General features: G+C 71.8%; 26 protein-coding genes. 18 read left to right on the top strand and 8 right to left on the bottom strand.

Annotation, left to right across the window (positions count from 1 at the left end; all coding sequences use genetic code 11):
* Positions 1–23: 23 nt before the first annotated feature.
* Both ACN27G_RS08730 and ACN27G_RS08725 read left to right on the top strand, forming a co-directional pair.
* Positions 24–665 (top strand): GNAT family N-acetyltransferase, encoded by a 642-nt coding sequence (locus tag ACN27G_RS08730; protein WP_421492263.1) that lies wholly within the window; start codon positions 24–26, stop codon positions 663–665.
* Positions 666–737: 72 nt separating this feature from the next.
* Complete coding sequence (locus tag ACN27G_RS08725) at positions 738–1,706, top strand: NAD(P)-dependent alcohol dehydrogenase (RefSeq protein ID WP_421492262.1); 969 nt, start codon at positions 738–740, stop codon at positions 1,704–1,706.
* Between the two features lie 102 nt (positions 1,707–1,808).
* On the opposite strand, the gene ACN27G_RS08720 is transcribed toward ACN27G_RS08725, so the two are convergent.
* On the bottom strand, positions 1,809–2,180 hold the full coding sequence (locus ACN27G_RS08720) for a YciI family protein (RefSeq protein ID WP_421492261.1): 372 nt from the start codon (positions 2,178–2,180) through the stop codon (positions 1,809–1,811).
* 234 nt (positions 2,181–2,414) lie between these two features.
* Here ACN27G_RS08720 and ACN27G_RS08715 point away from each other — a divergent pair, with 234 nt between their 5' ends.
* Positions 2,415–3,197 carry a hypothetical protein gene (locus tag ACN27G_RS08715; protein WP_421492260.1) on the top strand — a complete coding sequence of 261 codons (783 nt, stop codon included), beginning with the start codon at positions 2,415–2,417 and terminating at the stop codon, positions 3,195–3,197.
* Between the two features lie 397 nt (positions 3,198–3,594).
* On the opposite strand, the gene ACN27G_RS08710 is transcribed toward ACN27G_RS08715, so the two are convergent.
* The gene (locus tag ACN27G_RS08710) at positions 3,595–4,134 is read right to left on the bottom strand and encodes an alpha/beta hydrolase (protein WP_421492259.1); all 540 of its coding nucleotides are present in this window, start codon (positions 4,132–4,134) and stop codon (positions 3,595–3,597) included.
* Between the two features lie 41 nt (positions 4,135–4,175).
* Entirely contained in the window at positions 4,176–5,000 is an 825-nt protein-coding gene (locus ACN27G_RS08705; protein ID WP_421492258.1) for an SAM-dependent methyltransferase, read from the bottom strand.
* Positions 5,001–5,167: 167 nt separating this feature from the next.
* On the opposite strand from ACN27G_RS08705, the gene ACN27G_RS08700 reads away from it, so the two are divergent.
* Complete coding sequence (locus ACN27G_RS08700) at positions 5,168–5,524, top strand: nitroreductase/quinone reductase family protein (RefSeq protein ID WP_421492257.1); 357 nt, start codon at positions 5,168–5,170, stop codon at positions 5,522–5,524.
* A gap of 279 nt (positions 5,525–5,803) precedes the next feature.
* On the opposite strand, the gene ACN27G_RS08695 is transcribed toward ACN27G_RS08700, so the two are convergent.
* Together ACN27G_RS08695 and ACN27G_RS08690 are read right to left on the bottom strand one after the other, a co-directional pair.
* Complete coding sequence (locus ACN27G_RS08695) at positions 5,804–6,517, bottom strand: VOC family protein (RefSeq protein WP_421492256.1); 714 nt, start codon at positions 6,515–6,517, stop codon at positions 5,804–5,806.
* Between the two features lie 101 nt (positions 6,518–6,618).
* Complete coding sequence (locus tag ACN27G_RS08690) at positions 6,619–7,545, bottom strand: NADP-dependent oxidoreductase (protein WP_421492255.1); 927 nt, start codon at positions 7,543–7,545, stop codon at positions 6,619–6,621.
* A gap of 100 nt (positions 7,546–7,645) precedes the next feature.
* Here ACN27G_RS08690 and ACN27G_RS08685 point away from each other — a divergent pair, with 100 nt between their 5' ends.
* Positions 7,646–8,698, top strand: coding sequence for a GlxA family transcriptional regulator (locus ACN27G_RS08685; protein ID WP_421492254.1), 1,053 nt, complete (start codon positions 7,646–7,648; stop codon positions 8,696–8,698).
* Here ACN27G_RS08685 and ACN27G_RS08680 read toward each other — a convergent pair.
* A complete protein-coding gene (locus tag ACN27G_RS08680) occupies positions 8,661–8,867 on the bottom strand; it encodes a DUF397 domain-containing protein (protein ID WP_421492253.1) in 207 nt (68 codons plus the stop codon). The genes ACN27G_RS08685 and ACN27G_RS08680 overlap by 38 nt on opposite strands.
* A 19-nt stretch (positions 8,868–8,886) precedes the next feature.
* Positions 8,887–9,753 carry a helix-turn-helix domain-containing protein gene (locus tag ACN27G_RS08675; protein WP_421492252.1) on the bottom strand — a complete coding sequence of 289 codons (867 nt, stop codon included), beginning with the start codon at positions 9,751–9,753 and terminating at the stop codon, positions 8,887–8,889.
* Between the two features lie 305 nt (positions 9,754–10,058).
* Between ACN27G_RS08675 and ACN27G_RS08670 the strand changes: the two genes are divergently transcribed.
* From ACN27G_RS08670 to ACN27G_RS08655, 4 genes are all read left to right on the top strand, one after another.
* Entirely contained in the window at positions 10,059–10,208 is a 150-nt protein-coding gene (locus ACN27G_RS08670; RefSeq protein WP_421492251.1) for a hypothetical protein, read from the top strand.
* 46 nt (positions 10,209–10,254) lie between these two features.
* On the top strand, positions 10,255–10,443 hold the full coding sequence (locus tag ACN27G_RS08665; protein ID WP_421492250.1) for a hypothetical protein: 189 nt from the start codon (positions 10,255–10,257) through the stop codon (positions 10,441–10,443).
* A gap of 69 nt (positions 10,444–10,512) precedes the next feature.
* Complete coding sequence (locus tag ACN27G_RS08660) at positions 10,513–10,677, top strand: hypothetical protein (RefSeq protein WP_421492249.1); 165 nt, start codon at positions 10,513–10,515, stop codon at positions 10,675–10,677.
* An 86-nt stretch (positions 10,678–10,763) separates the two neighbouring features.
* Positions 10,764–11,348, top strand: coding sequence for a DUF1707 SHOCT-like domain-containing protein (locus ACN27G_RS08655; protein WP_421492248.1), 585 nt, complete (start codon positions 10,764–10,766; stop codon positions 11,346–11,348).
* A 93-nt stretch (positions 11,349–11,441) separates the two neighbouring features.
* Here the strand turns inward: ACN27G_RS08655 and ACN27G_RS08650 are convergent, their stop codons facing one another.
* Entirely contained in the window at positions 11,442–12,413 is a 972-nt protein-coding gene (locus tag ACN27G_RS08650) for a LysR family transcriptional regulator (RefSeq protein WP_421492247.1), read from the bottom strand.
* Positions 12,414–12,449: 36 nt separating this feature from the next.
* On the opposite strand from ACN27G_RS08650, the gene ACN27G_RS08645 reads away from it, so the two are divergent.
* From ACN27G_RS08645 to ACN27G_RS08605, 9 genes are all read left to right on the top strand, one after another.
* A complete protein-coding gene (locus ACN27G_RS08645) occupies positions 12,450–13,139 on the top strand; it encodes a succinate dehydrogenase cytochrome b subunit (RefSeq protein WP_421492246.1) in 690 nt (229 codons plus the stop codon).
* Between the two features lie 67 nt (positions 13,140–13,206).
* Positions 13,207–15,144, top strand: a complete 1,938-nt coding sequence (locus tag ACN27G_RS08640) for a fumarate reductase/succinate dehydrogenase flavoprotein subunit (protein ID WP_421497278.1) — start codon at positions 13,207–13,209, stop codon at positions 15,142–15,144.
* The gene (locus ACN27G_RS08635; protein WP_421492245.1) at positions 15,141–15,902 is read left to right on the top strand and encodes a succinate dehydrogenase/fumarate reductase iron-sulfur subunit; all 762 of its coding nucleotides are present in this window, start codon (positions 15,141–15,143) and stop codon (positions 15,900–15,902) included. The genes ACN27G_RS08640 and ACN27G_RS08635 overlap by 4 nt, the downstream gene beginning before the upstream one ends.
* Before the next feature lie 195 nt (positions 15,903–16,097).
* Positions 16,098–17,114: a serine hydrolase gene (locus ACN27G_RS08630; RefSeq protein ID WP_421492244.1), complete on the top strand. Its 1,017-nt coding sequence runs from the start codon at positions 16,098–16,100 to the stop codon at positions 17,112–17,114.
* A 120-nt stretch (positions 17,115–17,234) separates the two neighbouring features.
* Positions 17,235–18,401, top strand: a complete 1,167-nt coding sequence (locus tag ACN27G_RS08625) for an MBL fold metallo-hydrolase (protein WP_421492243.1) — start codon at positions 17,235–17,237, stop codon at positions 18,399–18,401.
* Between the two features lie 189 nt (positions 18,402–18,590).
* Positions 18,591–19,250: a GOLPH3/VPS74 family protein gene (locus ACN27G_RS08620; protein WP_421492242.1), complete on the top strand. Its 660-nt coding sequence runs from the start codon at positions 18,591–18,593 to the stop codon at positions 19,248–19,250.
* Positions 19,251–19,383: 133 nt separating this feature from the next.
* Positions 19,384–21,804, top strand: a complete 2,421-nt coding sequence (locus tag ACN27G_RS08615) for a Tex family protein (RefSeq protein ID WP_421492241.1) — start codon at positions 19,384–19,386, stop codon at positions 21,802–21,804.
* A 454-nt stretch (positions 21,805–22,258) separates the two neighbouring features.
* The gene (locus tag ACN27G_RS08610) at positions 22,259–22,999 is read left to right on the top strand and encodes a response regulator transcription factor (RefSeq protein ID WP_421492240.1); all 741 of its coding nucleotides are present in this window, start codon (positions 22,259–22,261) and stop codon (positions 22,997–22,999) included.
* Complete coding sequence (locus ACN27G_RS08605; RefSeq protein ID WP_421492239.1) at positions 22,996–24,639, top strand: sensor histidine kinase; 1,644 nt, start codon at positions 22,996–22,998, stop codon at positions 24,637–24,639. The genes ACN27G_RS08610 and ACN27G_RS08605 overlap by 4 nt, the downstream gene beginning before the upstream one ends.
* Positions 24,640–24,719 lie beyond the last annotated feature (80 nt).

Raw genomic sequence — 24,719 nt, 5'->3', positions numbered from 1 at the left:
AGGTGGCAGGAGGTGACGCAGGGATGATCGAGATCCGAAGCTTCGCGGAGACTGACCGCGCCGCGCTGCGGGACCTGTTCGGCCGGGCGGGCGAGGGCTCTCCGTCGTCCCTGCTGTGGGGGCACGAAGTTTCGGAGGCGGCCGTGTACCTGGAGCCGTACATGAGCCAGGAACCGGACTCGTTCTTCGTCGCCGTGACGGGCGGACATCTCGTCGGCTACCTGGCGGGGTGCCTGGACAGCTCGACCTTCCCCAGCGAGAGAAAGCGCATGGAGAGGGCCATCGCGAGGTATCGGCTGGTCTTCCGACCCAGGCCCGCGGCCTTCCTCGCCCGTGGCATGGTCGACATGGCGTCGGCCGCGGTCCGGCGCAGGTCCACCGCGAAGGGCTTCGACGACGCCCGTTGGCCGGCCCACCTGCACATCAACGTGACGCCCCTGGCACGGGGAACCGGCGCCGCCGACGGTCTGATGAGGCGATGGTTCGACCGACTCGTCCAGACCGGCTCACCCGGGTGCCATCTGCAGACCCTGGCCGAGAACACGCGTGCGGTGCGGTTCTTCGAACGCGTCGGCTTCGCCAGGCAGGGCCCGACTCCGTTGGTCCCCGGTGCCCGACACGGCGGCAGGCGACTCCACCAGCAGACGATGGTCTGGCAGCCCTGACCGGCCGGGGGTCCACGCCCGGACCGAGGTGCCCTCAGCGTCGTCACAGCGGTTCTGCCGCATCGTGTGGGGATGCGAGCGGTGATGTTCCAGGCGTACGGCCCGCCCGAGGTGCTCACGCAGGTCGACCTGCCGACGCCCGTGCCCCGTGCCGACCAGGTGCTGATTCGGGTGCATGCCACCACGGTGACCTCGGCCGAGTGCGGGATGCGCCGGGGCGAGCCTCGCTGGGGACGGGTCGTCATCGGTCTGCGTCGCCCCCGCAGGCGCGTCCGGGTGCTCGGATTGGAGCTCGCTGGACAGGTCACGGCGGTCGGGCCGGCAACGAACCGGTTCCGGGTCGGTGACCGGGTCTTCGGCTTCACCAGCTTCGGCGCCGGGGCGAACGCCGAGTACAAGTGCCTGTCGGAGCGGGCCTCCATCGCCCGGATGCCGGAGAACGTGACGTACGCGCAGGCCGCGGCCACCGTCGACGGGTTCACCACCGCCTGGCATTTCCTGCGCGATCTGGCCGAACTCCAACCCGGGCAGAAGGTGCTGGTCATCGGCGCCTCCGGCAGTATCGGCACGTACGCCGTCCAGCTCGCCACGCACCTCGGCGCCGTGGTGCACGGCGTCTGCGGCGCCCGGAACGCGAAGCTTGTCGCGTCGCTCGGCGCGGACCGGGTGTTCGACTACACCGTCGAGGACTTCACCACCAGCGGCGAGCGCTACGACGCGGTCCTGGACACCGTGGGCCGCAGCTCGTTCACCAGATGCCGACCGTTGCTGGCGCCGCGCGGCTGCTATCTGCCGACGACCGGCCTGGTGAACAGCGTGCTCGCGGCCCGCACCGCCGTCACCCGCGGCCCACGGGTCCGGACCGGGATGTCGGTGCGCAAGCACACGGCCCTGGCCGCGCTGCGGGACCTGCTCAGCCAGGACCGCCTCCAGATCGTCGTCGACCGCACCTATCCGATGGCCGAGATCGTCGAGGCACACCGGCACGTCGATACCGGACACAAGGTCGGCAACGTCGTGATCACCGTCGTGGACGACTGACCGCCCTCCCATGACCAGGAGAGAGCGCGGGCGGGATCAGATCCCGACGACCGCTTCTCCTTCATCGGCACGGGAGGGCGGCCGGCGGCGTCGCCGGGATGGTCATCGCCTGTCGGCCTGGCGGACCATCGCGTCGGTTTCGGGGTCGTCCATGATGTGCCGGACCTCCTGGGCACAGCGGCAGGCGGCGGCGACCTTGGCAGCCCACGCCAGCGCCTCCTCGCGTGAGGCCACGTCGACGACCACGAAGCCGCCGATGACCTCCTTGGTCTCCGGATGAGGGCCGTCGGTGACCGTCCCGTCCGTGGCCACGACGCTCGCCCTCTGCCGTTGCAGCCCGCCGCCGAACACCCACACGCCGGCGTTCACGGCCTCCTGGACCACCGCGTGCGCGGCCTTGCCCACGTCCGGAAAGTCCTCGTCCGGGATGTGGTCCATCGCGCCGTCGTCGAACGAGATCAGGTATCGGGTCATTCCATGACTCCCTTGTCCCGGCGGCTTCCTCCGGCCGCCTGTCACCTGTGCTACGAACGACCCGCCCCGTATTCGACACTATGCCAAGAAATCTTTCCACGAACTCGCCTCGCAGCGCCGTGGGACGACACGTTCAGACCCTGAAGCCGAAACCTCTGGTGGACCGGCGCAGCGGGTAGGATCCGGGCCGCCTGGTCCCCGCGCCGAGAGCGCGGTAGCGGAAGGAACACCTCGATGGGAACTCGCCGGCATGCCACGGTGGCGCTGGCGGCGGTCGTCGTCTCACCCGCCATGGCGCTCAGCGGCTGCGGGCTGCCGGGCCGGGTCGACCGCCGGCCCGTACCCGTGCCCGTGGAGACAACCTCGAGGCAGCTCACCGCGGTGGAGAAGCTGGCAGAGTCGGCGGCGCGGATGAACGCCACGACCATCGGGGTCACGATGCGTGCGCCGGGAATGACTTCGGATGCCAGGCTGGATCCGGTCGGACGGAAGGGCACCATGCGGATGGAGCTTGACCGGGACGACGGCAAGACCCTGGTGGTCGAGCTGCTCCGGGTGGAACAGGACCAGTACATGCGGTTGTCCGGCCTGCCGGGCCTGCCACGGAGGTGGCTGCGGATCCCGGCTGGGAGTGTCGCGGAGGGTGGCGCGCTGGATTTCATGCCGGAGGACGACCCGAGTGGCGCCATCACCCTGGTGAAGAGCATTGTCGACGCGAAGCGGGACGGTGGGCACACCTTTCTCGGCACCCTCGACCTGACCAGGTCGGGATGGGCCGGCGGGCGGACGCCCGACGAGTTCACCGAGCGGTTGACCGCGGTTCCGTTCGAGGTTTTCACCGAACCTCAGGGCCGATGGAGCTGGATCGAGATCGACGTGCCGAGCGTCGTGCCGGGACTGCCCATGGTCAGGTTCAGTTACCACAGTTGGGGAGAGCCGGTGACCGCCCAGGCACCGCCGCCCGGGGAGGTCGACGACGCCCCGGTGGGGCTTCTCGAGGACCTTGTGGAGACGTGACCCGGCCCGCGTCGCCGCAGGTCCGCGGAGAGGTCGATGAATTGCCGGCGGGGCGCACCGATGTGTGGCACCGCCCGGCCCAAGGCCGTCACCCCGTGACCGACCTGCTGTGGGCCGACGCCCGGGTCTGGCCGACGAGCGAGCGTGCGGCCGGGCGTGGCCGGCGCTGGTGGCCGCAGGCCCTCAGGTCAGCAACCACAGGGTCTTCCCGACAGCGGTGCGCTTCTCGACTGCGGCGTGCGCGTCGGCGGCAGAGGCCAACGGGAAGGCGTCGGTGACCGACCGAGTCAGCCACGCGACAAGGGTGCGCCGGCCGTTGATGTAGTCACGGTCAGTGGGCTCTCAACCATGACCTCGGCGCTGTCGATGCCATCGGCAGCCGGACGAGCGGTGCCGGCTACGAGACCTGAGACAGGAATTCTTCGATGGCTGTACCGACGTCGCCGAGGGCGTGGGTGTAGGCCCGAAGCGGTCCGGGTGGCCGCAGGCCGTGGTCGCCGCCGGTGACGGTGACAACCCTCTTGCTCGTTGCCGCGGCGATGTCCGGCAGCCAGCTGGGGTCGCGGGTCCCCCCGGCGAGAAGTGCGGGCGCCGGGTTTCGGCCGATCGCCTCGGCGACGACCTCGACATGCAGAAGCGGCGTCAGCCAGATCGCGGGAAGTTGCAGTTCGGCGGCGAGCATCGCGGCATAGGTGCCGAGCGACTTCGCGATGATCACCGGCTGCGCGGCGGGCGACGCGTTCGCCAGCCGGTGCAGTGCGGCAGAGACGTGCGCCCGGACGAATGGTTCCGGCCCGATGTCCAGCAGGCCGTCCGGAACGGTCCAGTTCACCGTCTCCGCCGGCATGTCGCGGTCGGAGAGCGCCTCGTTGGCAAGGTCGAGCAGAGGGGCCTGCGGACCGTAGCCGCGCCCGGGGACGATGACTCCAGCGATCATTGCAGAACTGTAGCGCCGTCAGCACGGCGTGTTCCGCACGATCAGATTGGCTTACGCGCGACCGCCCCGTACATGGCGATGTCCTTGTCTGCGATCCCTGGAGTCTCGGACCCGTCCGGGCGCCACTTGTGCACCTGGACCAGCCCTGGTTCGACCAGATCCAAGCCGTCGAAGAACCCCAGCGCCGTGGCGCGGTCGCGGAAGACGAGGGTCTCACCGAGCCTGTTGTACTCCCGCTGGACCTCGGCCAGCGGGACCGGGTCGAACTCATCGGTCGCGATGGACATCGCCAGGTAGCTGCCCGCCGGCAGCACGTCCAGGACCTGGCGTACGACTTGCCGTGCTTCCGCGTCGTCCTCGATGAAGTGCACGATCGCGATCAGCAGCAGCCCGACCGGCTGCTTCAGGTCGAGAGTCTGCCGGAACTCCGGCGCGGAGATGATGCTCCGGGGGTCCCGCATGTCCGCCGACACGTAGGCCGTGTGTCCCTGCTCCGTCCCGACCATCAGAGCCTGCGCGTGCACGAGCACGAGCGGATCGTTGTCGGTGTAGACCACCCGTGCGGTCGGGTCGACCGACTGGACGACCTCGTGGAGATTCGGTGATGTCGGCAGTCCGGTGCCGATGTCGAGAAACTGCCGGATACCGCACTCGATGGCCAGGAAACGCGCCACTCGATGCATGAAGGACCGATTGGCCTGCATGTGCACCCGCAGCGCGGGCCATATCCGTAACGAACTCTCGCCGGCCTCGCGGTCGACGGCGAAGTTGTCCTTGCCACCCAGGATGTAGTCGTAGATCCGTGCGCCGTGCGCCCGGTCGGATCGCAGCTCGACCCCGCGAGCATCTTCGCCACGACGTTCCACCAATGCCTCCGCACAACGCTGTCGTCACCGTGCAGGCGACCCTACACGGGCCACCCTCCGCAGGCACGTCCTATCTGGACTGACCACCGCACGGCGCCCTGATGAACGGATCGTGTGCAGGCCCACGGCCTTGACGTGAAGCTCGCTTGAGGTCGGAGCATGGATATGTGACGGTGACGGACGAAACGCTGCGGGCGCTGGAACGACAGCGCACGGTGGAGATCACCACGACCGGGCGACGGAGCGGCCGGTCGAGAAGAATCGAGACGTGGCGCTACCGAGCCTGTGGCCGCTACTGGCTCACGGGAAGCCCGGGCCCGCGCGACTGGTACGCCAACTTGCTCGCGTGTCCCGAGTTCACGTTGCATCTGGCCACCCTGGACCTTCAGGTGCGGGGGCGCCCCGTGACCGACCCGGACGAGCGGGCAATCGTCTTCGGTGAGATCGTCCCGGGCCTGGACTGGGCCGGGAGCCTGGGGAGTTGGATTGCTGGGAGCCCGCTGGTGGAGATCGAGCTCGGCTGAGGCCGCGTACGGCGACGCAGGGATCCAGACGATTCCGGTACGGACAAGGGACGGCACCATCCCCGCACCGGTCGACTGCGGGGCGCGCGCCGTCGTCTGCCCCGACTGCCTCCACCTGCGGCGCTACCCATCGTGAGCATCCGACGCGGAGTTGGTCCGGCGCCCCGGCCTCGCAACGGCGAACCGATCACGAGCTGACACGGCCGCCCTCCCCGCCGTGATCAGAACGCCGCGAGAGCCTTCGGGGCGTCCGGACGTGAGTGGTCCCGGTTCGGTTCGCTACCGGATGAGGCAGAACGGGTGACCGGCCGGGTCGGCGAAGACGCTGAAGCGGTCACCGTCGGCGCCCAGCCAGCGGGCGCCCAGCTCCAGTGCCCGGGCCTTGCCCGCGTCGAGGTCGTCGACGAGGAGGTCGAGGTGGGCTTGCTGCGGGTGCGCCGGATCCGGCCAGCGGGGCGGGTTGTAGGCACTGATCTGCTGGAACATCAGGCTCCTACCGCCGCCGGCGATGAACGCGCCCTCGGGGCCGTCATAGGTGATCTCCATACCGGTGAGGTCGGCGTAGAAGCGGGCCAGGGCCGACGCGTCCGGGGCGTCGATCGTCACCGCGAACAGCCTCATCACCGGACCGACGTCCTCCGCCTGACAGAGATCGAATGGATGACCGGCCGGGTCGGCCAGTGTGATCCAGGTAGGGCCGTCGCCCAGCCGGACGGCGCCGAGGGCGACTGCCCGCTCGGCCTCCATCGACGGATCGTCGGTCTGCAGGTCAAGGTGGAACTGCTGCGGATGCTCCTGCCCGGGCCACCGGGGCCCGACGTGGTCAGGCGCACGCTGAAACTCGACCTCCTGACCGTCCGGAGTCCGGACGCCGAACCGGTCAGAGTCCCGACGGACGACGTCCCAGCCGGTCAACCCGGCATAGAACGAGCCGACCTGGTCAATGTCCGCCGCGTCGAAAATGGCCAGGTCCAGACGAGCTGTCACGGTCATGGCGACATCCTGCCGCAGCCCACCGACACAAACCGCCGCCGGTTCGGGTCGCCGGGGCCGTCGCCAGCATCGTCCGTCGTGCGCCGGGTCGGCGCGGGTGGTCAAGGCGTGAGAACAATCTTTCCCTTGGTACGCCCGCTCTGGCCGATCTCGTGCGCCCTGGCCGCCTCTTCGAGGCGGAGTATCAGCTCCACCTCCACCCGGAGCTGCCCGGCCTCGACCAGTCCGGCGAGGGAGCGGAGGCCGGCGCGATCCGCCTCGACGATCATGAAGCGGGCGCGCCTGCCCTGCCGGGCGGCCTCCTCCGCCAGGTACGCCTCGGCCGGTGAGGCGAGCGCGACCAGGATCCCGTCCGGGCGCAGGGTCCGCAGCGAGCGCGGCCCGTAGTCGCCGCCGATCGGGTCCAGGACCACGTCGAGGTCGCGGAGGCGGTCGGCGAAGTCCGTGCTGGTGTAGTCGATGACCTCGTCGGCACCGAGCCCGGCGACGAACTCGTGCTTCGGCGCACGCGCGGTGCCGATCACGTACGCGCCACGCGCCCTGGCGATCTGCACGGCGAGGTGGCCGACGCCGCCCGCCGCCGCGTGCACCAGGACCCGCTGGCCCGGCCGGAGGTCGGCGACGTCGACCAGGGCCTGCCAGGCGGTGAGCCCGGCGAGCCCCAGCCCGGCCGCCTCGACGTGGGAGAGTCCGGCCGGCTTGCGGGCGAGGTGCCGGGAGGGTGCCGTGACGTACTCGGCGTAGGTGCCGGCGGGGTGCGGCTGCCGGGGCATCCCGAAGACCTCGTCACCGGGGCTGAACAGTGCGGCGCCGGCACCGACCGCCTCGACCACGCCGGAGAGGTCCCAGCCGAGCCGCACCGGCCGGCCGGCCAGACCGCCGGTCGCGCGGTGCCAGAAGTCGGTCGGGTTGACCCCGATCGCGTGAACCCGGACGAGTACCTCCGCCGGTCCGGGCTCGGGGCGGTCGACCTCCACCAGCTTGAGCACCTCGGGTCCACCGAACCGGTCCTGCTCGATAGCGCGCATCGCTTGCCTCTCGTCCGCCGTCGCTCCGCGCGGTTCACCCTGCTGGAGCGGCGACCGGCGCACGAGTGGCCAGATCGCCAGCTTGTGGAAGGATCTGGCCATGCACCGCGTGGTCGTCCTGGCGCTCGACGGCGTCTACCCGTTCGAGCTGAGCATCCCCGTCCGGATCTTCGGCACCGCCACCGGCGCCGACGGCGAGCCGCTGTACGAGGTGCTGACCTGCAGTGTCGACGGCGGGCCGGTCGACACGAGCGCCGACTTCGCCGTTGCCGTGCAACACGGCGCCGAGGTGATCGACAGCGCGGACACCCTCGTGTTGCCGCCCTTCGTCTGCGCGCCGACCGAGGAGCAGGACTGGTTGCCCGCACCGCTCGCCGGGGCGCTGCGCCGGTTGCGCCCGAGCGCCCGGATCGTCTCCATCTGCACCGCCTCCTACGTGCTGGCCGCCGCCGGGCTGCTGGACGGTCGGCCGGCCACCACGCACTGGAACAACGCCGACCACTTCCAGCGGACGTTTCCGCAGGTGCGGCTCGACGCGGACGTGCTCTTCGTCGACGACGGGCAGGTGCTGACCGCCGCGGGCGTCGCCTCCGGCGTCGACCTCTGCCTGCACCTGGTACGCCGCGACCACGGCAGCGCCGTCGCGAACCGGGTGGCCCGGCTCTGCGTCGTACCGCCGTGGCGCGAGGGTGGGCAGGCGCAGTTCGTCGACCGCCCGGTGCCGGAGCCGGCGACCGCGACCACCGCCGATGCCCGGCAGTGGGCACTCGGGCAGCTGCACCGGCCGATCAGCCTGGCCGAGCTGGCCCGGCAGGCGGGGATGAGCGTCCGGAGCCTCTCCCGCCGCTTCCGGGACGAGGTCGGCATGACGCCGGTGCAGTGGCTCACCCGCCAGCGCGTCGAGCACGCCCGGCACCTGCTGGAGACCACCGAGCTGCCGGTGGACCGGGTCGCCGCCGAGGCCGGCTTCGGCACCGCCGCGTCCATGCGCCAGCACCTGACCGGCGCGATCGGGATCTCGCCGACGGCGTACCGGAAGACGTTCCGGACCGCTGGACGGCCCCTCCGGGGTGCACCTGAGCCCGGAGGGGCCGCCGGTCTGCTCGCCGCGACGGCTACGCCGGGAGCGTCCCGTCCCTCAGCGACGTCGTGAAGGTCGTCCAGGCGGCCGGGCCGAACACCAGCACCGGACCGGACCGGTCCTTGCTGTCCCGCACCGCGACAACCGCCCCGACGTTGTCGGCAACCTCGACACAGTTCCCGTTTGCGCCGGACCGGCTACTCGTGCGCCACTTGGCGTCGGCGGAGTCAAAGACGTGCATCTTTCCTCACCTCCCTCCATCAATCCTGCTCGGCGGTACGAGTGATCAAGCGGACCGAGGCCGCCGGGTTGAGCGCCGCCGCGCGTAGGTGTTCGAAGAGATCGGTGTAGCTGGCGATGTCGGTGTCGCGCTCGAGGAAGAGAGCGTTGACCCGGTTCTCGATGTAGACGAGATCGGAATCGGCCGGATCCGGAAATCCCATGATCGCAAATGCGCCGTACATTCCGGGATGCGCGCCAACCTCGAAGGGCAGCACCTGAACAGTGACGTTGGGAAGCTTGGTCAGCTTGGCCAGATGCTGCAACTGGTCCCGCATCACTTCCGCGCCGCCGACCCTCCGGTGCAACACGCTCTCGTCGAGGATGGCCCACACCTTGAGCGGTTCGTCCCCCGTGATCGAATCCTGGCGTTTGAGTCGCGCCTCGACTCGCCGTTCGACCTCCTCCTCGGTGCCGTCGGGCAACAGGCCGGAGGTGACGGCTCGGGCGTACGCCTCGGTCTGGAGCAGGCCGGGGACGAAGAGCGACTCGTAGTTGCGGACCGTCTGGGCCTCGGACTCGAACGAGATGTAGGTGCTGTACTCGTCGGGCAACTGGTCCTCGTACGCCTGAAGCCACCCGAGCTGGCCGGCGTCCTTGGCGAGGTCGACCAGCTCGAGCCGGCGCTCCAGATCGGTGACGCCGTAGACGTCGAGCAGGCCGAGCAGGGTGCGACGCTGGGGTCGGGCCCGCGCGGTTTCCAACCGCCAGAGGGTGGCGGGGTTCATGTGTGTCCGCTCCGCGACGTCCTCCCGGGTGAGGCCGGCCCGGTGCCGCAGTACGCGGAGTTCCGCCGCCAGCCGGCGCAGTCTGACGGTCGGCGGTTGCTTTCGTGCGGCCACGGTCATGCTCCTTCGCTCCTTTCCAGTCTCGAATGGCTTGCGTTCGCAAGGCAATGGAAAAACGGCGCGATGTGAACAGAGCGGCCTCTTCGCAAGCCTTGCGTTAGCCCAACAGCTCCTAGCAACATGACCCAGGGTACGGCCGACGTCACGTTCCGGTTGCCCGTACCGGCCACGGCGCGCCGCGCGCCTTCCCCCGTTGGGGCGCGCCGTGGCCACTCCGCCCTCCGCACGGAGGCCCCGCAACGGGATGCCGGGTAGGTCACTGGCGGCGACCAGCTACCCGGCATCCCTCCACTTCGGAGGTTGTCATGCTGCTGCGCCTGTTCTTCTCGGTCGCCGGCTGCACCCTGCTCGGCTTCCTCGCCGGGCTCTTCGCCTTCAGGGTCAAGTCCCGCTGGTGCCCGCGCTGTGGCGCCACCACGTCCGAACTGGTCGGACAGCACCGATCGAGGCCCTGAGCGTGGCGACTCACGTCCTGTCCGCCGAATCAGTCGGGAGCGGCCGATGAGCCTGGAGGAACTGACCCACGAGGAGCCCTTCTACGCGGCGGTACGCCTGCTCGCCGAGACCGCCTGGCGCCGACGGATGACGGTCGAGGCCCTGCTGGCACTGACCGACCTGCTCGATCCGCTCGACGATCCCGACGCCGGGCGGGGTGACGCGAATGCCACCGGATCGCCGATCCCCGATTGACGACGGCACCGATAGCATGCGTCCCGTGACCGACTCGATGAGTCCCGCACCCCACCCTCGACTCGGCGGGTGGGCGAGGCCCGGGAGGGTTGGCGTCACACCCTCGGCATCGACTGCCGGTACGTCGTGCGGCGCCACACCGGCCGCACGATCCGGTTCAACACCCACATCGAGGATGCGGACGTGCTCGGCAACCACATCGAGCGGGCCACCCGGCCGGGCCCGTCGGGCTGACGGCAGGCCGATCCGGCCGCACCGGGCCGGGCTTCTGTGCCGGCCGGGCTTCTGCACCTGTCGACCGACCCCGTAGTGTTGTGCGGGTGAGTGGTGACGTGGTCCCGCCGAGGCGGGAGGTGCGCATCTCCGACGCCGAGCGGGAGAGCGTGATCGCCCGGTTGAGCGCCGCGGTCGCGGAGGGCCGGCTGACCCTGCCCGAGTTCGAGGAGCGCGTCGAGGGCGTGCTACGCGCCCGGACCGACGGCGAGGTGGAGCCCTTCGTCGCCGACCTGCCGGCCGTGGCCCCGGCCGTGGCCCCCGACGAGGTCGTCGAGCTGAGCAGCCACGCCGGGCAGATCAAGCGTTCCGGCCGGTGGGCCGTGCCCCGGCGGCTGGTGGTGCGGAGCAAGGCCGGCACGGTCAAGCTCGACCTGCGGCACGCCGTCATCGTCCACCGGGTGGTCGAGATCGACCTCGCCACCCAGGCCGGCTCGACGACCATCGTGCTGCCCGCCGGTGCGACCGCCAACATCGACGGGGTCAACACCAGCGCCGGCACGGCGACGACCAAGGTGCCGTCCACCCCCGAGCCCGGCTCGACCGCTCCGCACATCGTCGTCCGCGGCAGCACCGCCGCCGGCAGTCTGGTGGTGCGCTACGAACGCCGCTTCTGGCGCTGGAGCTGGTAGCAGAGCGCCCACGCCCACGCCTCGCCTGCTCGCGCCCGGCTGAGGCCGTCGCGGACGGCGCCGGGCACCCGACCGCGCTCCCCCGGCGGCGGGTCAGTACGGCGTGACGCCGGCCGGCAGGGTCGCGTTCGCGGCGGCCGTACCGACGTGATCGAGCAGGATCCGCCGGAACGCCCGGGCCGCGTGCGTCGGCTCCGGCTCGCGACGCCGCGCCAGCGCGATCGTCCGGTGCACCCCGGGCGGGGCGAGCGGGGTGACCCAGAGCCTCGGCCGACGCGCCACCACGATGCCCGGCACCAGCGCGGCGCCCAGCCCCGCCTCCACGAAGCTGAGCACCGCATCCATCTCGCCGCCGTCCACCGCCAGCGACGGCTCGAAGCCCGCCTCCCGGCAGGCCCGCAGGGTGGCGTCGCGCAGGTCGTAGCCCTGCCGGAACATCACCAGCGGCTGGTGGCGCAGGTCGGCCAGGTGCAGGGTGCCGGCCGGGTCGGTCATCGGCAGCGGGTTGAGCGAGGCGACCACCAGGTTGTCCCGGAGGATCGGCTCGGCGACCAGCGCCGGATCGGCGCCGGTCGCGGGCAGGATGATCAGTGCCAGGTCCAGCTCACCCCGGAGCAGGTCCCGGACGAGGTCCTGCGAACCGCTCTCCTCCACCCGCAGGTCGACGCCGGGGTGGGCGTCCCGGAAGCGGCGCAGCACCGCCGGGGCGAGCGAGGTGGCCAGGCTGGGGGTGGCGCCGAGGCGTACCCGGCCGCGCCGGACCCCGACGAGTTCCTGCACCTCCCGGCGGGCGGTGTCGACGTCGGCCAGGATCCGGGTGGCGAGCGGCAGCAGCACCTCGCCGGCTGCCGTCAGGCCGACGTTGCCACGCACCCGCGCGAAGAGCGGGGCGCCGAGTTCCGCCTCCAGGGCGTGAATCTGCTTACTCAGCGACGGCTGGGTTATCCCGACGTTGTCGGCGGCGTGAGTGAAATGCCGGGTTTCGGCGACCGCCACGAAGTATCTCAACTGCTGGAGCTGCACCCTGCATAGCCTACAGCTATCGAGACTGAGCGTTTGATGCATTGGACGACTAATCAGAGCTCTCCTAGCGTCTTTGAGGTGACAGCTGTGTCGACGCGGTCGCCGATCCGGTCCAGCATCGGCCTCAAGGCCGTGATGGCGGTGACGGGCATCCTGCTGGTGCTCTTCCTCATCGCGCACATGATCGGCAACCTCAAGATCTTCTTTGGTCCCGCGTCGTTCGACCACTACGCGCACTGGCTGCGGACCATCGGCACGCCCGTGCTGCCCGACACCTGGTATCTCTGGATCCAGCGGGCCGTGCTCGGCGTCGCCCTGGTCGCGCACATCTGGTCGGCCACCGTGCTGGCCCGGCGCGCCCGGACCGCCCGCCCCGTCCGGTACGCGCACCGTCCCAGGGTGCACGGCAGCTACGCGGCCCGGACGATGCGCTGGGGCGGCGTGATCATCGCGCTCTTCGTCGTCTACCACCTGCTCGACCTGACCACCGGCGACCTGAACCCGGTCGGCGACCCCCGCCGGCCGTACGCGAACGTCGTCGCCGACTTCGCGCCGGAACGCTGGTACGTGACCCTGGTCTACGTGGTCGGGATCGTCACGCTCGGCTTCCACCTGCGGCACGGCATGTTCAGCGCGTTCCGCAGCCTCGGTCAGCAGACTCCCCGGGGCGAGGCCCGGGCCCGGACGCTCTCGCTCGGTTTCGCCGTCGCCCTCTGCGCCGGTTACCTGGTCGTCCCCTTCGCCGTGATCGCGGGATTGGTGCGCTGAGATGAACTCCACTGCGGGAGCGGAGACGAACTCCACTGCGGGAGCGGAGACGAACTCCGCCAACGGTATGGACCTCTTCACCGTCGGTGAGCCGATCGCCGACACCAGGGCGCCGGACGGGCCGATCGAGACCCGCTGGCAGCGCCGCCGCTTCGACGCCAAGCTGGTCAACCCGGCGAACCGGCGCAAGCTGACCGTGATCGTGGTCGGCACCGGACTGGCCGGCGGCTCCGCCGCCGCGACCCTGGGCGAGCAGGGCTACCAGGTCCGGTCCTACTGCTATCAGGACAGCCCGCGCCGGGCGCACTCGATCGCCGCCCAGGGCGGCATCAACGCGGCCAAGAACTACCGCAACGACGGCGATTCGATCCAGCGGCTCTTCTACGACACCGTCAAGGGCGGTGACTTCCGCTCCCGGGAGTCCAACGTACGCCGGCTCGCCGAGGTCTCGGTGGAGATCATCGACCAGGCGGTGGCCCAGGGCGTCCCGTTCGCCCGGGAGTACGGCGGCCTGCTCGACACCCGCTCCTTCGGCGGCGCCCAGGTGCAGCGCACCTTCTACGCCCGGGGCCAGACGGGCCAGCAGTTGCTGCTCGGGGCGTACCAGGCGCTGGAGCGGCAGATCGGGCTCGGCCGGGTCGAGATGCACAGCCGGCACGAGATGCTGGAACTGGTCGTGGTCGACGGCCGGGCCCGCGGCATCGTGGTCCGCGACCTGGTCACCGGCGAGATAACCACCGACTTCGCCGACGCCGTCGTGCTCGCCTCCGGCGGCTACGGCAACGTCTTCTACCTCTCCACCAACGCCAAGGGCTGCAACGTCACCGCCACCTGGCGGGCGCACCGCAAGGGCGCGCTCTTCGCCAACCCCTGCTACACGCAGATCCACCCGACCTGCATCCCGGTCTCCGGCGACCACCAGTCCAAGTTGACGCTGATGAGCGAGTCGCTGCGCAACGACGGCCGGGTCTGGGTGCCGGAGGCGGCCGGCGACGACCGGCCGCCCCGGCAGATCCCGGAGGATGAGCGGGACTACTTCCTGGAGCGGATGTATCCGTCCTTCGGCAACCTGGTCCCCCGGGACATCGCCTCCCGGGCCGCCAAGAACGTCTGCGACTCCGGCCGGGGCGTCGGGCAGACCGGGCTCGGCGTCTATCTCGACTTCGCCGGCGCGATCGACCGGCTCGGCCGGTCGGCCATCGCCGACCGCTACGGCAACCTCTTCGAGATGTACCAGCGGATCACCGGCGAGGACCCGTACGAGGTGCCGATGCGGATCTATCCGGCGGTGCACTACACCATGGGCGGGCTCTGGGTCGACTACGACCTCCAGTCGACCATCCCCGGCCTCTTCGTGATCGGCGAGGCGAACTTCTCCGACCACGGCGCCAACCGGCTCGGCGCCTCGGCGCTGATGCAGGGCCTCGCCGACGGCTACTTCGTGCTGCCCAGCACCATCGCCGACTACCTGGCCGCCGGGCCGTTCGAGGCGCTCAACGACGACCACCCCCAGGTGGTGGCGGCCCGCGACGACGTCACCGACCGGCTGGCCCGGCTGCTCGCCTGCCAGGGCGACCGGACCGTCGACTCGTTCCACCGCGAGCTGGGCCAGATCATGTGGGACCACTGCGGCATGGAACGCAGCGATACCGGGCTGCGCAAGGCGCTGGCCGAGATCCGTGGCCTGCGCGAGCAGTTCTGGCAGCGGGTGCGGGTGCCCGGCGACGGCGAGGGGCTCAACCAGGCGCTGGAGAAGGCCGGCCGGGTCGCCGACTTCTTCGAGCTGGCCGAGCTGATGTGCGTCGACGCGCTGCACCGCACCGAGTCGGCCGGCGGGCACTTCCGGGCCGAGAGCCAGACCCCGGAGGGCGAGGCGCAGCGCGACGACGAGCGCTTCGGCTACGTGGCCGCCTGGGAGTTCACCGGCGCCGACCGTCCGCCGGTGCTGCACCGGGAAGACCTGCACTTCGAGTACGTCCACCCCACCCAGCGGAGTTACAAGTGAAGCTGACCCTGCGGATCTGGCGCCAGAGCGGACCGGACGACCCCGGCCGGATGGTCAGCTACCAGGTCCCGGACGTCTCCCCCGACATGTCGTTCCTGGAGATGCTGGACGTGCTCAACGACCGGCTGACCCTGGACGGCGAGGAGCCGGTCGCCTTCGACCACGACTGCCGCGAGGGCATCTGCGGCGCCTGCGGCATGGTGATCAACGGCGTGGCGCACGGTCCGGAGCGGGCCACCACCGCCTGTCAACTCCACATGCGACACTTTCGCGACGGCCAGACCATCGACATCGAGCCGTGGCGGGCCAAGGCGTTTCCGGTGATCAAGGACCTGGTGGTGGACCGGAGCGCCTTCGACCGGATCATCGCGGCCGGCGGCTACGTCACCGCGCCGACCGGTGCCGCACCCGAGGCGCACGCCCAGCTGGTCCGCAAGTCCGATGCGGACGCCGCCTTCGAGTCCGCCGCCTGCATCGGCTGCGGCGCCTGCGTCGCCGCCTGCCCGAACGGCTCGGCGATGCTCTTCACCGCCGCCAAGGTGAGCCACCTGGGCCTGCTGCCGCAGGGCCAGCCGGAGCGCTCCACCCGGGTCGTCGGGATGGTCGACGCGCACGACGAGGCCGGCTTCGGCGGCTGCACCAACATCGGCGAGTGCACCGCCGTCTGTCCGAAGGGGATCCCGTTGACCAGCATCGGCCGGCTCAACCGCGACTACCTGAGCGCGACCCGCGACCGGGACGGCGCACCCGGCACCTGACGGTGGACCGCCGGGTCCACTCTCGCCGGTGGCCGGGGGCCGTGGTCTGCTCCGGAGTCGCCCGTCGTCAGCTGCTCCGGAGTCGCCTATCGTTACCGGTCGGCACGCCGCCGATCCGGCAACCACCCGCGCGGGCCGCCCTGAGCCGGGTTGGATCCGGGGCGGCGACATCGAGCCCCGACGGGAGGCCACGCAGTGAGCAGGGTTGATCGCAGGACCGCGCCCGGGATCGGCACGGCGACCACGGCCGGCGTGGTGCTCGGGACCGCCACCCCGGCGATGGCCGCGCCGAGCAGCGGCCGAGGGCTCGAAACCCCCGGTCGGGCCCGGGCGGACGAGGTCGCCGCGATCTACCGGCGGGAGAGGACAAGGGCCGGCGGGAACTGGTACGCGTACCTGAGCGTGGCCAACGGCACCGACCCGACGCCACTGCCGGCGGTACGGGAGCAGCCCGACACGGTCGTCGAGGCGTACAGCGTCAACAAGATCGCTGTGGCCACCGCCGTGCTGGACAAGGTCGACCGGGGCATGCTCAGCCTCGACCAGCGGGTCGAGGTCACCGAGGGGATCGTGGTCCCCGGCGGGGACGGCATCTTCAGCCTGGACGGCGCCTATCCCAGCCTGGTGACCCTGGGGCACGTGCTCGCGGCGCTGCTGACCGTCTCCGACGACACCGCCGCGCGGCTCTGCGGCCTGGTCTGCCCGGCGGCCGAACTCAACCAGATCCTGGTCGGCAAGGGCTTCCCGAGGACCCAGGTCGAGCCGGTCGCCGACCCCGACCGGTTCTACCTCGGCACCAGCACCGCCCGGGAGACCCACGACCTGCTCCAGGCGCTGGTCCGGGGCACCCTGCTCTCCCCCGGATCGACCGGCTTCCTGCTCGACCAGCTCCGCGCGCCGATCGCCTTCACCGACGGCATCCGCCGCACCATGTCGTCGGCCGAACGGGCCCGGATCGCGACCAAGGCGGGCTGGTTCGCCGACGCCCGGCACGAGGCCGGGCTGATCTTCGACCCGGCCGGCCGGCCGGTGCTGACGTACGTGCTCTTCGCCGACGGCCAGGCCGACCCTGGCAACTTCGGTTCGACCCATCCGGCGGTGCGGGCGCGGGCGGCGATGGGCCCGGCCTTCCTCGCGGCGGTCGATGGCCTGACCAGCCCGGGCGTGCCGGCGCGCCGGCCGACGATGTACCAGCCGAGCAACGGCGGCTGAACCGCGAGCCGCGGCACGTCGGCCGCATCCGCCGATCCGGCCGCCCGAATCTCGGACGGCCCTGATCGGGGCGCCGGCCGGCGTACCCTCGCTCGAAGAACGCGGGAGGCGGGACGGCAGATGCGGCAGCGGGCAGCACGGGACGGCGTCGCGGGACGGCGCGGCCGGCGCCTCGGGTGGGCGCTGGCGGCGGTCGCGTTCGGGGTGTCCGCGCTCGGCGCCGCGGCCTGGGCGGTCCGGGACGTGCCGGCCGCTCTCGGCCGGCTGCCCGAGGGTGCCCGGGCCGAGCGGGCACGCCGCTCCCCGCAGTTCCGCGCGGGCGTGTTCCGCAACTCCCTCGACACCCGCCTCGCGCTACCCGGCACCGGCCGGCGCATCCTCTGGGAGATGCTCTTCGGCCACCGGGCACGGCGCCCGCCGGGCGGCATCCCGGTCCGCGTCCCGGAGGCCGCCGCCGACCCGGCGTCGGCTCCGCCCGGAGAGCTCAACGTGATCTGGTACGGACACGCGACGGCGCTGATCGAGATCGAGGGACGCCGGATACTGCTGGATCCGGTCTGGAGCGACCGCTGTTCCCCGTCGACCCGGCTCGGCCCACACCGGCTGCATCCGGTGCCGGCGCCGCTGGACCGGCTCCCCCGGCTGGACGCCGTCCTCGTCTCGCACGACCACTACGACCATCTGGACATGGCGACCATCCGGGCCCTGCGGGACGCCCAGTCCGCGCCGTTCCTGGTGCCGCTCGGCGTCGGTGCCCACCTGGAGCGCTGGGGCGTGCCGCCGGACCGGATCGTCGAACTGGACTGGGGCGAGCGCACCCGGGTCGCCGGGCTGGACCTCGTCGCCGCCCCGGCCCGGCACTTCTCCGGGCGCGGACTGGTCCGCGACCGTACCCTCTGGGCCTCCTGGGTGGTCGCCGGCCACCGCCGCCGGGTCTTCTGTTCCGGCGACTCCGGCTATTTCGGCGGCTACGCCGGGATCGGCACCGAGCACGGCCCCTTCGACCTGACGCTCGTGCAGGTCGGCGCGTACTCCGACGCCTGGCCCGAGATCCACATGTTTCCGGAGGAGGCCGTCACCGCACACCTGGACCTGCGCGGCGGCCTCCTCGTCCCGGTCCACTGGGGGACCTTCGACCTCGCCCCGCACGGCTGGGCCGACCCGGTGGACCGGCTGTGCCGCGCGGCCGGTGCCCGGGGCGTACGCCTGGCGGTGCCGCGCCCCGGCGAGCGGGTGGTGGTGGACCACCCGCCACCGGTGGACGGTTGGTGGCGGTCGCTCGACTGAGCACGCCGGCCAGGCCGTCGACGCAGCGGGTACGGCCGGCCACGTGCGGCAACGGAAGATCGACCGATCACGACACCCGACCACGCAGGGCGCGGGCGGGTTGAACGGACAGTGCCCATGCCGTACCGTCCAGCATCGACATTGTGCAGTGACCGACCCGGCACGCTGGCCGGCCGGCCGAGGATGACGATGACCGACTACCCTGGCTCACCCACCGAGCGGCTGGCCGACGAACTGTTCCTCATCGCGCACGATGACTACAGCGGCAAGCTGCTCGCCGCCGCGAACGTGGTGGATGCCGCCCTCTCCGGCGCGCTCCTCGCCGAACTGCTCTTCGACGGCCGCATCACCCTTGCCCAGTCCTCGGTCTACGTCGCGGACGACCGGCCCTGGCGGGAGCCGGTCACCGACCGGGTGCTGGCCGAGATGGTGCGGCGGGGCAACGGCCATCCGGCCCGGTCCTGGGTGGAGTTCCTCGCCGCCCGGGCCCGCGACCACATCGGCGACCGGCTGGTCAGCGCCGGTGCGGTCCAGCGGGTGACCGGTCGCGGGCTCAGCCTCCGGATGACGGTGCGCTTCCCCGGGCTCGACCCGAACCGGGTCGCCCGGCCCCGCGTCCGGCTCAACGCCGTCCTGGAGCGGTCGGACCGCCCGCTGGATCCGCGGACCGCGACGCTGGCCGGGCTGGTCCGGGCCGCCGGGCTGGTCCGGGCGCTGCTCTCGACCAACCGGTCGATGGTGGCGGAGCGGATCGCCGCCGGCCGTCGGCTGCTCCCCACCGAGCTCGCCGACCTGCTCAACGCGGTCGACGCGGCGGTCGCGGCCAGCACGCTCACGCTGCGCCGCTGATCGGACCGGCTCACGCTGCGCCGCTGACCGAAAGTCGGGCGCGTCCGGCAGAATGCTTCCCGGCACCCAGTGGCCCGCGGCCGAGCCCGGCGGCGTGCGCTGGCGAACCCGAGTGGAGAAGGCGGAACAGGACGTGACAACCTCTACGCAGCCGCGCTCTGTGCACCAGCGGATCGCCGAGGAGCTCGGCGTACACGAGCGGCAGGTGCGGGCCGCGGTCGACCTGCTCGACGGCGGGTCGACCGTGCCGTTCATCGCCCGCTACCGCAAGGAGGCCACCGAGTCGCTCGACGACGCGCAGTTGCGCGGCCTGGAGGAGCGGCTGCGCTACCTCCGGGAGCTGGAGGAGCGCCGGGCGGCGGTGCTGGAGTCGATCCGGAGCCAGGGCAAGCTGGACGACGCGCTGGAAGCGCAGATCATGGCGGCCGACTCCAAGGCCCGGCTGGAGGACATCTACCTGCCCTACAAGCCGAAGCGGCGGACCAAGGCGCAGATCGCCCGGGAGGCCGGGCTGGAGCCGCTGGCCGAGACGCTGCTGGCCGATCCGACCCAGGATCCGCGCACGGTGGCGACCGGCTTCGTCGACCCGGACGCCGGGGTGGCCGACCCGACCGGCGCGCTGGACGGCGCCCGGGCCATCCTGGTGGAGCGCTTCGCCGAGGACGCCGACCTGATCGGCTCGCTGCGCGAGAAGATGTGGTCGCGGGGCCGGCTGGTCTCCCGGGTACGCGACGGCCAGGAGCAGGCCGGCGCCAAGTTCGCCGACTACTTCGACTTCGCCGAGCCCTACCCGAAGCTCCCCTCGCACCGGATCCTGGCGATGTTCCGGGGCGAGAAGGAGGGCGTGCTCGACCTGACCATGGACCCGGAGGAGGCCGAGGCCCCGGCGGGCGCCCCGGCCGGCCCGAGCCGCTACGAGCAGGAGATCGCCGCCCGGTTCGGCGTCGCCGACCAGGGGCGGCCGGCGGACCGCTGGCTCGCCGACACGGTGCGCTGGGCGTGGCGGACCAGGATCCTCATCCACCTCGGCGCCGACCTGCGGATGCGGCTCTGGCAGGCGGCCGAGGACGAGGCGGTCCGGGTCTTCGCCACCAACCTGCGGGACCTGCTGCTCGCCGCCCCGGCCGGCACCCGGGCCACGATGGGGCTGGACCCGGGGCTGCGCACCGGGGTGAAGGTGGCGGTGGTCGACGCCACCGGCAAGGTGGTGGCGACCGACACGATCTATCCGCACGAGCCGCGCCGGCAGTGGGACGCCTCGATCGAGACGCTGGCCCGGCTGGCCCGGGCGCACCGGGTCGAGCTGGTGGCGATCGGCAACGGCACCGCCTCCCGGGAGACCGACAGGCTCGCCGCCGACCTGATCAAGCGGCACGCCGACCTGAACCTCACCAAGATCGTGGTTTCCGAGGCCGGCGCCTCGGTCTACTCCGCCTCCGAGTACGCCTCCCAGGAGTTGCCCGGGATGGACGTCTCGCTGCGCGGCGCGGTGTCGATCGCCCGCCGGTTGCAGGACCCGCTCGCCGAGCTGGTCAAGATCGACCCACGCTCGATCGGGGTCGGGCAGTACCAGCACGACCTCTCCGAGGTGAAGCTCTCCCGCTCGCTGGACGCGGTGGTGGAGGACTGCGTCAACGCGGTCGGCGTGGACGTCAACACCGCCTCCGCGCCGCTGCTGACCCGGGTCTCCGGGATCGGCGCCGGGCTGGCGGAGAACATCGTGCTGCACCGCGACGCCAACGGCCCGTTCCGGACCCGGCAGGCGCTCAGGCAGGTGCCGAGGCTCGGCCCGAAGGCGTTCGAGCAGTGCGCGGGCTTCCTGCGCATCCCCGGCGGGGACGACCCGCTGGACGCCTCCAGCGTGCACCCGGAGGCATATCCGGTGGTCCGGCGGATCCTTGCCGGCACCGGCACCGAGCTCTCCGCGCTGATCGGCAGGACGGCCGTGCTGCGCAAGCTCAGGCCGGGCGAGTACGTCGACGAGACCTTCGGGCTGCCGACCGTCACCGACATCCTCCGGGAGCTGGAGAAGCCGGGCCGGGACCCCCGGCCGGCGTTCCGGACGGCGACCTTCGCCGACGGTGTGGAGACGATCGCCGACCTCACGCCCGGGATGCTGCTGGAGGGAGTCGTCACCAACGTGGCGGCGTTCGGCGCGTTCATCGACATCGGGGTGCACCAGGACGGCCTGGTGCACGTCTCGGCGATGTCCCGGACCTTCGTCAAGGACCCGCGCGACGTGGTCAAGTCCGGTGACGTGGTCCGGGTGAAGGTGCTGGACGTGGACGTACCCCGGAAGCGGATCTCCCTCACACTGCGCCTGGAGGACGAGGTCGGTGCCGGTGCGCGCCCGTCCGGTGGTGGCGGCTCGGACCGGGGCGGCCCCGACCGGGGTGCCCGCGGCGGCGGCCAGCCCCGGCAGGGGCGCGGCGGCCAGCAGCAGTCCCGCCCGGGGCGGGGCGGGTCGGGCGGCTCCGGCTCCGGCTCGGGCGGCTCCGGCTCGGGCGGCGGCGGTGCGATGGCCGAGGCCCTACGCCGCGCCGGCCTCGCCTGACGGCCGCTCCGTCGCTTCCCCGCTCCGGAACAGCCCTCAAGATCTTCGGCAACCTACGGTTCGCAGCGGACCACACGTTGCCGAAGGTCTTGAGTCGCCGGTTCGGGGTGGGCTGCGCGACCGCCGCCGGGTCCGGTACGCAGCCCGGCCGCCGCGTCGGCCCGGCGCAGCGCCAGGGTCTCCCGGATCCGGCGTCGGGCGGCGGCCCGGCGGACCCGGTCGCCCGCTCCGGGCCAGCGGACCCCGGATACGCCTGATCTCTCCCCCGGCATACCAGCACGTCTCTCCTCCGGCATACCGGCACGGTAGGAGCCGGGATGTGCGAAAGCGGTGAAGAACGTGTGCCCGGCGCATGCGGATCGCCCGTTGACCGTTTCCGGATGCCGCCTTCATCACTTCTTCACCGCCCCGGCGCTCTAATCGACGCCGCCCGGAGCAGGCAGAATGGGGAAACATGAGCGCGCGGATACTCGTCGCCGAGGACGACCCGAAGCAGGCCAACCTGGTCCGGCTCTACCTCGAGCGGGAAGGCCACAGCGTCCTGGTCGTCGGCGACGGGCGCGCCGCCCTGGAGCAGGCGCGGGCCCGCCGGCCCGACCTGGTGGTGCTGGACGTGATGATGCCGGTGCTGGACGGGCTCGACGTGTGCCGGATCCTGCGGGCCGAGTCCACCCTGCCGATCCTGCTGCTGACCGCCCGGACGACCGAGGACGACGTGCTGCTCGGCCTGGACATCGGTGCCGACGACTACCTGACCAAGCCCTACAGCCCACGGGAGCTGGCCGCCCGGGTGCGTGCCCTGCTGCGCCGCTCCGGGGTGCTCAGCTCGGGCAACCAGGCGGTGCTCCGGGTCGGCGACGTGGAGGTCGACCCGGGCCGGTTCGAGGTGCGGATCGGCGGACGGCCGATCACGCTCACCGCGAAGGAGTTCGGCATCCTGGAGGTGCTGGCCGCCGAGCCGGGTCGGGCGTTCACCCGGGCGCAGATCATCGACCGGGCCTTTGGTTTCGACCACTACGTGCTGGAGCGGACCGTCGACGCGCACGTGATGAACCTGCGCCGCAAGATCGAGGTCGACCCCGCCGAGCCGCGCTACCTGCAGACCGTCTTCGGTCGCGGATACCGGCTGGCCGAGTCGACCACCGCCGCCCAGCCGGCTCCGGCGGAAACCGCCGGGGCGGACCGGCCGGCGTGAGCTTCCGGCTCCGGGTCCTCGGCCTGGTGATGCTGGTCGCGGTCAGCGCGACCGCCGCGACCCTCTGGCTGGTGCTCCGCCAGGCGTCCCGGCAGATCGACGAGTCCGGCGCCGCCGCCGCCACGCTGGACCGGGTCACCGCCGAGCTCACCGACTACGGCCGCCGGCACGGCACCTGGGAGGGCGTCCGCGACCTGGTGGTACGCCTCGGCGAGCAGACCGGTCAACGCATCCACCTGGTCACCGAGTCCGGCCTGGTGCTGGTGGACACCGATCGTGAGGACCGCCCGCACGAGGCGGTACGCCCGCTCGGCACCGTCTTCGGCTACGTCAATCCCCGACCGACGCTCGACCTCTCCCGGGTCGATGCCGACCCGGCCGCGGTCACCGCCAAGGAGCTGTACCGCTACCGCACCGGTGTCCGGTTCGCGGCCTGCCTCACCCGTCGCGGGGTCGAGCCGATCCAGACCCCGGGCCAGTACGGGGTGCCCGACTTCGCGGTCGGCCCGAACGATGCGGTCGACCCGAGACTCTCCCGGAGCTGCACCGACCAGGCACACGAGTCGGAGCAGGCGAGCACGACCGACCTGGTCGAGATCGAGCGGGCCTGTGCCGAGGACTCCGGGACGGAACAGCGGAACTACTGCCTGACCGAGGCGTTCAACGCGCGCATCGCCGAGGTGGCGCCGGAGCCGGCCCGGGTGATCCTCGGGTTCGGTGACGACGGCGGGCGAGCGCTGGTGGTCGGGCCGCTGCTGGCCGCCGCCGCCGGGGTGGCAGCGGTGGCGATCATCGCGACCGCCCTGCTCAGCCACCGGGTGCTCCGCCCGATCGGGATCCTGACCACGGCCAGTGCCCGGCTCGGCCGGGGTGACCTGACCAGCCGGGTGCCGGTGCGGGGCAACGACGAGATCGCCACCCTGGCCCGCTCGTTCAACCGGATGGCCGACTCGCTGCAACGCGGCGAGGAACGCCAGCGCCGGCTCGTCGCCGACGTGGCGCACGAGCTGCGTACGCCGCTTGCCAACCTGCGCGGCTATCTGGAGGCGCTCTCCGACGGCGTGATCGAACCTGATTCGGAGCTCTTCGCCTCGCTGCACGAGGAGACGGTGCTGCAACAGCGCATCGTCGACGACCTGCAGGATCTCGCGCTGGCCGAGGCGGGCAGCCTGGCGTACCACCGGACCGGCGTCGACCTGGCCGAGCTGCTGGAGACGTGCCGCACCACGCACGGGGCCAACGCCGACGCGGCCGGGGTGACGCTGACGGTCAGCGCCGAACCGGTCATCGTGCACGCCGACCCCGACCGGCTGCGCCAGGTGGTCGGCAACCTGATCACGAACGCGCTCCGGGCCACCGGCCGGGGCGGCCAGGTGACCCTCACCCTCCGCCGTGACGGCGAGTCGGCCGTGATCCGGGTCGCCGACACCGGCTCCGGGATTGCACCCGACGCTCTGCCGTACGTCTTCGACAGGTTCTGGCGGGGCGATTCGGCGCGCGGCCGGAAGACCGGCGGCAGCGGACTGGGCCTGGCCATCGTCCGGCAGATCGTCACCGACCACGGCGGCGCCATCCGGGTCGCCAGCGAACTCGGCACCGGCACCACATTCACCATCACGCTGCCGATTCCGCGCCGCTGAACGCGTCTGTGCCGTGCGGCGGAGCTGAACACTTTTTCTATTCGTCACCGACAGGCGGCAACTGACGTTCACCTTGACGG

This window comes from Plantactinospora sp. WMMB334 (assembly GCF_049179095.1).
GTDB lineage: Bacteria > Actinomycetota > Actinomycetes > Mycobacteriales > Micromonosporaceae > Plantactinospora.
This window is presented reverse-complemented; position numbering and strand designations above follow the sequence as displayed.

What these genes read in the sequence shown, in the direction of transcription:
- ACN27G_RS08730 (WP_421492263.1), top strand. Translation starts at nt 24, where the DNA reads ATGATCGAGATCCGAAGCTTCGCGGAGACTGACCGCGCCGCGCTGCGG.
- ACN27G_RS08725 (WP_421492262.1), top strand. Translation starts at nt 738, where the DNA reads ATGCGAGCGGTGATGTTCCAGGCGTACGGCCCGCCCGAGGTGCTCACG.
- ACN27G_RS08720 (WP_421492261.1), bottom strand. Translation starts at nt 2,180, where the DNA reads ATGACCCGATACCTGATCTCGTTCGACGACGGCGCGATGGACCACATC.
- ACN27G_RS08715 (WP_421492260.1), top strand. Translation starts at nt 2,415, where the DNA reads ATGGGAACTCGCCGGCATGCCACGGTGGCGCTGGCGGCGGTCGTCGTC.
- ACN27G_RS08710 (WP_421492259.1), bottom strand. Translation starts at nt 4,134, where the DNA reads ATGATCGCTGGAGTCATCGTCCCCGGGCGCGGCTACGGTCCGCAGGCC.
- ACN27G_RS08695 (WP_421492256.1), bottom strand. Translation starts at nt 6,517, where the DNA reads ATGACCGTGACAGCTCGTCTGGACCTGGCCATTTTCGACGCGGCGGAC.
- ACN27G_RS08690 (WP_421492255.1), bottom strand. Translation starts at nt 7,545, where the DNA reads ATGCGCGCTATCGAGCAGGACCGGTTCGGTGGACCCGAGGTGCTCAAG.
- ACN27G_RS08685 (WP_421492254.1), top strand. Translation starts at nt 7,646, where the DNA reads ATGCACCGCGTGGTCGTCCTGGCGCTCGACGGCGTCTACCCGTTCGAG.
- ACN27G_RS08680 (WP_421492253.1), bottom strand. Translation starts at nt 8,867, where the DNA reads ATGCACGTCTTTGACTCCGCCGACGCCAAGTGGCGCACGAGTAGCCGG.
- ACN27G_RS08675 (WP_421492252.1), bottom strand. Translation starts at nt 9,753, where the DNA reads ATGACCGTGGCCGCACGAAAGCAACCGCCGACCGTCAGACTGCGCCGG.
- ACN27G_RS08670 (WP_421492251.1), top strand. Translation starts at nt 10,059, where the DNA reads ATGCTGCTGCGCCTGTTCTTCTCGGTCGCCGGCTGCACCCTGCTCGGC.
- ACN27G_RS08665 (WP_421492250.1), top strand. Translation starts at nt 10,255, where the DNA reads ATGAGCCTGGAGGAACTGACCCACGAGGAGCCCTTCTACGCGGCGGTA.
- ACN27G_RS08650 (WP_421492247.1), bottom strand. Translation starts at nt 12,413, where the DNA reads ATGCATCAAACGCTCAGTCTCGATAGCTGTAGGCTATGCAGGGTGCAG.
- ACN27G_RS08640 (WP_421497278.1), top strand. Translation starts at nt 13,207, where the DNA reads ATGGACCTCTTCACCGTCGGTGAGCCGATCGCCGACACCAGGGCGCCG.
- ACN27G_RS08625 (WP_421492243.1), top strand. Translation starts at nt 17,235, where the DNA reads ATGCGGCAGCGGGCAGCACGGGACGGCGTCGCGGGACGGCGCGGCCGG.
- ACN27G_RS08620 (WP_421492242.1), top strand. Translation starts at nt 18,591, where the DNA reads ATGACCGACTACCCTGGCTCACCCACCGAGCGGCTGGCCGACGAACTG.
- ACN27G_RS08610 (WP_421492240.1), top strand. Translation starts at nt 22,259, where the DNA reads ATGAGCGCGCGGATACTCGTCGCCGAGGACGACCCGAAGCAGGCCAAC.